The organism is Microcoleus sp. K4-B3 (assembly GCF_036704615.1).
GTDB lineage: Bacteria > Cyanobacteriota > Cyanobacteriia > Cyanobacteriales > Microcoleaceae > Microcoleus.
Window position 1 is genome coordinate 1 of the sequence record NZ_JAUBSF010000162.1, and the last position, 6,022, is coordinate 6,022.

Consider the following 6,022-nt stretch of genomic DNA (forward strand, 5'->3'; position numbering starts at 1 on the left):
GGCAACTCAGAATGCCTGTAAGTGAAAGTATTGTGAGACATGGTTTTAAAAAACTAATTAGGATGAGTCCGACACTTTGTCGGATCTATTGATAGCTTTTTGATGGCATTTTGAGGGCTTTCTTTTGCCAAAACCTGCTACTGGTTTGTTGGTTGAGCCGATCGCCTCCGCGACAGCAGCGTCTTTCTGAAACTCGGCGTCTAGCTGGTCTAAAATTTCTTCTTGCTCGGGAGTGGGGATGGTTGGCTCCTCTGTATCTTCTTGGGGCTTGTACTCGTCGGCGATTCTATCCAGGAGCTCCTGGAAGGACAGCCCGGCTGCTGCTGCTTTCTTGACCAGAAGTGCGTAGGTGTCCTTTTTGATGCGGACTTGCTGGAGTCTGGGCTCGGGGTTTTCGTCGATCGTCTCGGCGATGGTCACTGCCGAAATTCTTTCTTTGGGTACGCTATCGACAACCTCTTGCCACTTGCTCTGTAAAGGACTGTCGCCGTATTTATCCACCGCAGCGTACTTCCCCAGCGTGGTAGCTTGAGCCACGCAGTTGGGCAAAATTTGGAACCCGGCTTTTATTAGTCGGAGGCAGATGTCGGCTGCTTTGATGATTTGCTTGCAGTAAAAATGCTGGCGGCCTAAGCCTTGTTCGCAGTAGGTTTTAAAATCTTTGAATTTGTCTTTGTACAGTCGGAATCGGCGGATGGTGTGCAGCATGATACCTTGGCGCACGTAGTCTAGAAAGCCTCTCTTAATCTCGCGCGTGAGTTCGCTCAAGTCGTTGTAGGGAGCGGTAGCGAGGGTTTCTTCTGCGAAGTCCAGGAGCGGTTGAAAATCACCGCGCGGCTCGCTTAGAAATAAATTGGCAGTGATTTCCATTTGTCAGTAGTTAGTAAAGAATAAGCGCGTTCCCTGTGTGAATCACTCCAAGGTATGCGGGGCTGGAATGAGATTTTATCGCTGGAAAACCAGAGAAGTTCGCAAGCAAAATCTCCGACTAAAATAAACAGATTTGTGCGGAGGGCAAACGGTAGACGTATCTGACCTAAAGCCCACGCAGGACAGTCATTACCCTTGTAGTCAAAAACGCATTCTTTCGGTTGTTCGTACCAATCAATTTGATTTTCGGTTGTTTCCATAGTTGGCAACTGTTAATCGTGATAAATCATATCTGACTAGTCCCAATGGTCTGGGTCTTTGATGACGGCGGGCATATTCTCCCAAGCGTCCATAAAAGTAGTTGCGTGACCTGTTCTGTCGTCGCTTCTCCAAACAAACTCTCCACTATCATTTCTATGAATTGATGCAAAGAAGTGTCCGTCGTTGAAAGTGAGCGACCCCCACATTTCAAAAACTACATAAGAGCCACCAACCAATTCACCCGTTAGTTTGATGGTGTTGTCAGGTTCGTACCCGTTGCACAGGTAGCGATACCAATGTGCTTTTTCCATAACAGCGAAGGAGGGAAGAAGCGATCGCCAGGTTCGAGTGGCGATCGCATAACTCTGATTCAGAAGGGTGATAAATCAATCAATGCTGTACGCAAGCAATTGCTTTTACATGACATCACCTCCCGGAGGCGATCGCCCTAGTTGACTGCTACCAGCAGCAGCCATGCAGTAAGTAATGCAGTAGATATTCGTTTGGCGTCCGCTTAGGCTGTGATTGGTATGTAACTGGTATGTGATTGGTATTCGTTTGGTATGCGCTTGACCTGCGTTTGGTATGTCACTGTCACGTGACTGCCCGATCGCCCCCGGGGGAAATTTGGGCGGCTTGGGCCCCGGCAATCGCGCGCCAATCCCTGTGTCGGGCGGTTCATCGGAGTCGTTTTGCCGATCGCACCAAGCGTCAAAAACAGGAATAAGGAATTCGCAAGTGCTGGAACTTTTGGCTGCCGGCTCGTACCAGTCGTCGGGGCAAGGGGCCCACAAGCAAAAAGAGTCTAGCGCTATGTCTAGTGGCTCGTTATCTATGGGGTTAACTTCGTGTTTTGCGTCCCAAAGTGCGATCGCCCTTTTGAAGTCTTCGAGCAATTCAAAATCATCGGGGTCTGGCGGCTCGCCGTCTGTTTCCGGTTCGAGCAAGTTGAGTTGCCCGGTGGCTTCTGCTTTGTAGTGAACCTCGCCGAAGTAGGGGGGGTAGGTTGCTAGAAACCTAGGCGAGAAGGTAATCCCCGGCAGTGACTGGGAACAATCCGCTTCGGCATCGAGGGATTTTTTGGCCGCTGGTGCGATCGCACTTTCGACTCGCCCTTTGCCGTCGCCTCGGTTGGGAGGTTGTTCGTCGTTGTAAATGGCCGCTAGTTCAATTGGCTGACTGCGTAAAGCTCGCCCTTTATCTCTTTCACTATCCCCTGCCACTTCCAATACTCGATTGCCTTCTTTGTGTTGGGGATTGCTGCTTTCAATGCCGCCGCTACTTCCATGTAATTCGGCGGTATCGGCGCCTGGGTGATGTGAAGGAGCACACAATCGTACAAGTGTGGCGGTTGTACTTCCATCAGTTTTTGGCGTATTTCCATCAGTTTCCCCCGTCGTTGTTTTTTCTGTTTGTGCGATCGCACTTTCGACCGATCGAGAATAAACGATGCGACCAAACTTGGACTCGATCGGCGGCTCCTGGGCTTGAACTTCGATCTCGCATTCACCCAAGCAAAGCGGCAGTCTGTCGGTGGAGCAACCTGAGTAGCACTGGTCGCAGTGAATGTCCCAAAAACCGTTGGCGTACTCTTGCGACCGGACAGCATACAAGGAGTCAACACTCCCACAGGCCGGACAGTCGGTCGAGTCGCGCTCGAAAAGCTCTTCTAAGTCAAAAAGCTCTTCTTTAATTGGCTCCTGGGCTTGAACTTCGATCGGCTTTTTAATCAACTCCAAATCCTTCAGTCCAGGGCGGGAATAATCAAAAGTTCCACCGGAGCCGAAATCAACACGCACCCCGCCCGACTGGTGAACGAGAATCACAGTGCCTGTCAAGGATTTGTTTTCAATTCCCCAACGCTGAGAAACGGACTTGACTAAATCGCCAATCTGAAAAGACGCCAGGGCTTGGATTTCGATCGGCTCGGTGGCTTGAACTTCGATCGCCTCCTGAACCGGTTCGACTACCTCCGCGGGGGAAGCTTCCAGCAGTTGCAGCAGCGGGGGCTGCACGCCGACTAGGGCATCAATCCAGTTCTGCCGGCAACGTCTGTCGCCCTCCGGGAGTACGTCGAGCTGACAGCCAATTTCCTTCAATTCCTTTAAATTCTTCTGTTGCAGACTTTCCAGGGTGTACATAGGTTAGGGAAAGGGTGGGTGTTGCCCACCCAGTTCGTTCAGGTTTATGCAGGTAATCTTGTCACCGAGGTGACTTTGGTACTATCATAAAGTCACCTCGGTCAGTATGTCAACCTAACCTAGGTGACTTTGGTAATCTTTTAAAAGAGACGTTATGAATCAACAGCATGGTCAAGGTCAAGAAGGCAAAACAGTTGGAGTACGGGGAAGTGAAGGTGGACAAAGTGTTCACCCTTACACCCACGGCAGCGAGGCTCTTTCGGGAGTTAGCAGAGGGGTTGGGGCTCAGCTCCTCACACTTGATCGAGAAGATAGCAAGGAGGGAATTGGAAATTTCAACCCCTTTGGGGGAGTTATCGACCAGCTAATCGACGATGCCAAAAAGCAGTTGGTCAAGAGTCAAGAGTGCATCATCTGGTACCGCGAGGAAGTCAAGGAATATCAAGAAAAACTCAACAACTTAATCAAGCTCAAAGAGCTGCAAGAACAGCAGTATCAAGAAATGCAGCAGCAGCAACAGATACTGATGCAGCAGCAACAAACAGAGCCATCCAATCAAAACGGCGGGGAGAACCTCGCAGAATAATCGCAACAGAAGCCAGCACTCCTTAGGGGTGCTGGTTTTGCGTTACTAATGACTAATAACTAATAACTAATGACCAAAGGGCGATCGCACTTATGAACAAAGCAGAACTTGTGGAGTTAGCCGCCACCAAAGCCGACACTACCCAAAAAGCAGCCAATGCACTGTTAAACGCCCTGATAGATTCCATCACTCAGGCAGTCGCAGACGGCGAGAAAGTAACGCTAGTCGGTTTCGGCTCGTTTGAAGCGAGAGAGCGCAAAGCTCGCGACGGTCGCAACCCCAAGACCGGGGAACAGATGACGATACCTGCTACCACGGTGCCGGCTTTCTCGGCAGGCAAGCAATTCAAAGATGCTGTGAGCGGCCGAACCGCGTAGACAATTTGCCGATCGGTCGCTGTTGGGCGATCGGCTACTACTAGACAATCACTAGACAACCAATGACCAAGTATCCCAACCTGAAGAAATACGCCGACGAAGTGAACGCGATGCAGGACTTGCCGCCAGCTTCGATCGAACTTCCGCCCATCGCAGCGATCGCAATTATCAGTCACATCCAACTGGCAACCCGTCACCCAGCGATTGCCGACGATACGTTTACCAAAATTGCGATCGACACGGCGCGGCAACTGCAAAACCTGTTCAGCGAAACATCCGAAACTTACAAAGTGCTGGAACTCGGCTGGAATCCCAGCGCCGACATCTTAGTGCCGGAAGGAACCGAAGAAGAACCTTGGCAGCAGTGCGAGGAATTCTGCGAGAGATTTCTGCAAAACCTCGGCTGCCGCTGCACCGGCTACAAAAGGGCGGAAGTTGTAGCCGGCGATGAAGATATCGACCCCAAAACTTTAGCCGCCGGCGCTGCGATGATGTACCAGCTTCAGCGGAAGTTTGAGAGGGAAGGTTTTGAACTCGATATGTAAGCGGGCGATCGGTCGCGAAGGGCGATCGGCTGCTAGACAAACACTAGACATTTAGACATCCAATGGAAAAACAAACGCTCAAACAAGAAAATCTCCTTCACGAGCAAGGTGTCCGCGAACTCCAAGACCTCAAACAAGTACAAATATTTTTGAGCGGGCCGGAAGTTCACTCCTTAATTGCGGCGGTTCAGCTTTTAAAAACCACAACCCGCGCCGACAGGATTGGCAACACAATGAAGGTAGCCGAATTGGCAGCGAGGAAACTGCACAAATCATTAATTCCTTGCCCTAACGCTTATACCTTGCTCGACCAGGGCTGGAACTTGACAGAAGAATTTACAACAACTTTAGAGAATGAGGCGCTTGTCGAGTCGGTCGCAAAGGGCGATCGGCTAAACCACTAGACATTTGCTAGCAGTCACTAGACAGTAAAACACATGACTTTTCAATTCAAAGCGACCGAGCAACAAGTTATACAAATCGCAGTAAACGCAATTCGATACTCGCGACCTATCGGGCTAGGTTATCTTGAGGCCTTAAGGGAACTGGATACAAAACTCGGAGATATCGAACTAGAGGATGGCAACTTAGACCTGGATTACGTGGCGGGTCGGTGCGTGAAGCTGTTTATCAGAAACATCGGCGGCGAGATGTGGGAAATTGCACAGAGTCCGACGAGGGATTACCAGACCTGGGTTAGCAAGTATCCGACTAACGAGGCGCTCGTTGAATCTGTCGTTAAGTGCGATCGGCTACTAGACAACCACTAGATATAAATTAAAAAGGAGTTTGATTAGATGGACGACAACCCTGTGACTATTTTGAATAAAATAGTTACCGCTCTAGAGAGACATGATGAAATTTTGCAAAATCATCGCAATGCTTTTGCAATAGTCCACGAACAATTATCAGATTTGAGCAAAAGAGTAAAAGAGTTAGAAAGCGATAGCTCCTTTGACTCTGCTGAAGTTAGGGGTATTTGCGATATAGCTGCGCGGCTGAACACTATTGCAAATACTCCTGAGGAAAAATCTTAGACAATTTGCCGATCGGTCGCTGTTGGGCGATCGGCTGCTAGACAACCACTAGACAACTACTTTTAAATGAAAATCGTACAAAACCCAGAATCAGGTGAAGTCCATCTCAAGCTTAAAAATGATGAAGTGTAAGCTGTTTCGCATTTAAATTGTGATAATAGCATTTCCTTTGTTTTTAAGTTTCCGTCCCCATTTGATAACCAAT

General features: G+C 49.4%; 10 protein-coding genes. 6 read left to right on the forward strand and 4 right to left on the reverse strand.

Features of this window, described 5'->3' with window-relative positions; genetic code table 11:
- Positions 1-57: 57 nt before the first annotated feature.
- From QUA78_RS31385 to QUA78_RS31400, 4 genes are all read right to left on the reverse strand, one after another.
- Complete coding sequence (locus QUA78_RS31385) at positions 58-870, reverse strand: hypothetical protein (protein WP_333306661.1); 813 nt, start codon at positions 868-870, stop codon at positions 58-60.
- Positions 843-1,130, reverse strand: a complete 288-nt coding sequence (locus QUA78_RS31390) for a hypothetical protein (RefSeq protein ID WP_333306662.1) — start codon at positions 1,128-1,130, stop codon at positions 843-845. The genes QUA78_RS31385 and QUA78_RS31390 overlap by 28 nt, the downstream gene beginning before the upstream one ends.
- Positions 1,131-1,166: 36 nt before the next feature.
- Positions 1,167-1,442, reverse strand: a complete 276-nt coding sequence (locus tag QUA78_RS31395) for a hypothetical protein (protein WP_333306664.1) — start codon at positions 1,440-1,442, stop codon at positions 1,167-1,169.
- A 105-nt stretch (positions 1,443-1,547) separates the two neighbouring features.
- Positions 1,548-3,272, reverse strand: coding sequence for a hypothetical protein (locus QUA78_RS31400; RefSeq protein WP_333306665.1), 1,725 nt, complete (start codon positions 3,270-3,272; stop codon positions 1,548-1,550).
- 154 nt (positions 3,273-3,426) lie between these two features.
- Between QUA78_RS31400 and QUA78_RS31405 the strand changes: the two genes are divergently transcribed.
- The 6 genes from QUA78_RS31405 to QUA78_RS31430 all read left to right on the forward strand — a co-directional run bounded on the left by QUA78_RS31405 (position 3,427) and on the right by QUA78_RS31430 (position 5,817).
- Complete coding sequence (locus QUA78_RS31405; RefSeq protein ID WP_333306667.1) at positions 3,427-3,858, forward strand: hypothetical protein; 432 nt, start codon at positions 3,427-3,429, stop codon at positions 3,856-3,858.
- Between the two features lie 92 nt (positions 3,859-3,950).
- A complete protein-coding gene (locus QUA78_RS31410) occupies positions 3,951-4,235 on the forward strand; it encodes an HU family DNA-binding protein (protein ID WP_333306669.1) in 285 nt (94 codons plus the stop codon).
- 62 nt (positions 4,236-4,297) lie between these two features.
- Positions 4,298-4,780, forward strand: a complete 483-nt coding sequence (locus QUA78_RS31415) for a hypothetical protein (protein ID WP_333306671.1) — start codon at positions 4,298-4,300, stop codon at positions 4,778-4,780.
- Between the two features lie 62 nt (positions 4,781-4,842).
- Positions 4,843-5,184, forward strand: a complete 342-nt coding sequence (locus tag QUA78_RS31420; protein ID WP_333306673.1) for a hypothetical protein — start codon at positions 4,843-4,845, stop codon at positions 5,182-5,184.
- Between the two features lie 33 nt (positions 5,185-5,217).
- Complete coding sequence (locus QUA78_RS31425; protein WP_333306675.1) at positions 5,218-5,550, forward strand: hypothetical protein; 333 nt, start codon at positions 5,218-5,220, stop codon at positions 5,548-5,550.
- A 42-nt stretch (positions 5,551-5,592) separates the two neighbouring features.
- Positions 5,593-5,817, forward strand: coding sequence for a hypothetical protein (locus QUA78_RS31430; RefSeq protein ID WP_333399221.1), 225 nt, complete (start codon positions 5,593-5,595; stop codon positions 5,815-5,817).
- Positions 5,818-6,022: the final 205 nt, after the last annotated feature.

Excerpts from the sequence above, each read along its gene's own strand:
- QUA78_RS31385 (WP_333306661.1), bottom strand. The coding sequence starts at position 870 with ATGGAAATCACTGCCAATTTATTTCTAAGCGAGCCGCGCGGTGATTTT.
- QUA78_RS31390 (WP_333306662.1), bottom strand. The coding sequence starts at position 1,130 with ATGGAAACAACCGAAAATCAAATTGATTGGTACGAACAACCGAAAGAA.
- QUA78_RS31395 (WP_333306664.1), bottom strand. The coding sequence starts at position 1,442 with ATGGAAAAAGCACATTGGTATCGCTACCTGTGCAACGGGTACGAACCT.
- QUA78_RS31400 (WP_333306665.1), bottom strand. The coding sequence starts at position 3,272 with ATGTACACCCTGGAAAGTCTGCAACAGAAGAATTTAAAGGAATTGAAG.
- QUA78_RS31405 (WP_333306667.1), top strand. The coding sequence starts at position 3,427 with ATGAATCAACAGCATGGTCAAGGTCAAGAAGGCAAAACAGTTGGAGTA.
- QUA78_RS31410 (WP_333306669.1), top strand. The coding sequence starts at position 3,951 with ATGAACAAAGCAGAACTTGTGGAGTTAGCCGCCACCAAAGCCGACACT.
- QUA78_RS31415 (WP_333306671.1), top strand. The coding sequence starts at position 4,298 with ATGACCAAGTATCCCAACCTGAAGAAATACGCCGACGAAGTGAACGCG.
- QUA78_RS31420 (WP_333306673.1), top strand. The coding sequence starts at position 4,843 with ATGGAAAAACAAACGCTCAAACAAGAAAATCTCCTTCACGAGCAAGGT.
- QUA78_RS31425 (WP_333306675.1), top strand. The coding sequence starts at position 5,218 with ATGACTTTTCAATTCAAAGCGACCGAGCAACAAGTTATACAAATCGCA.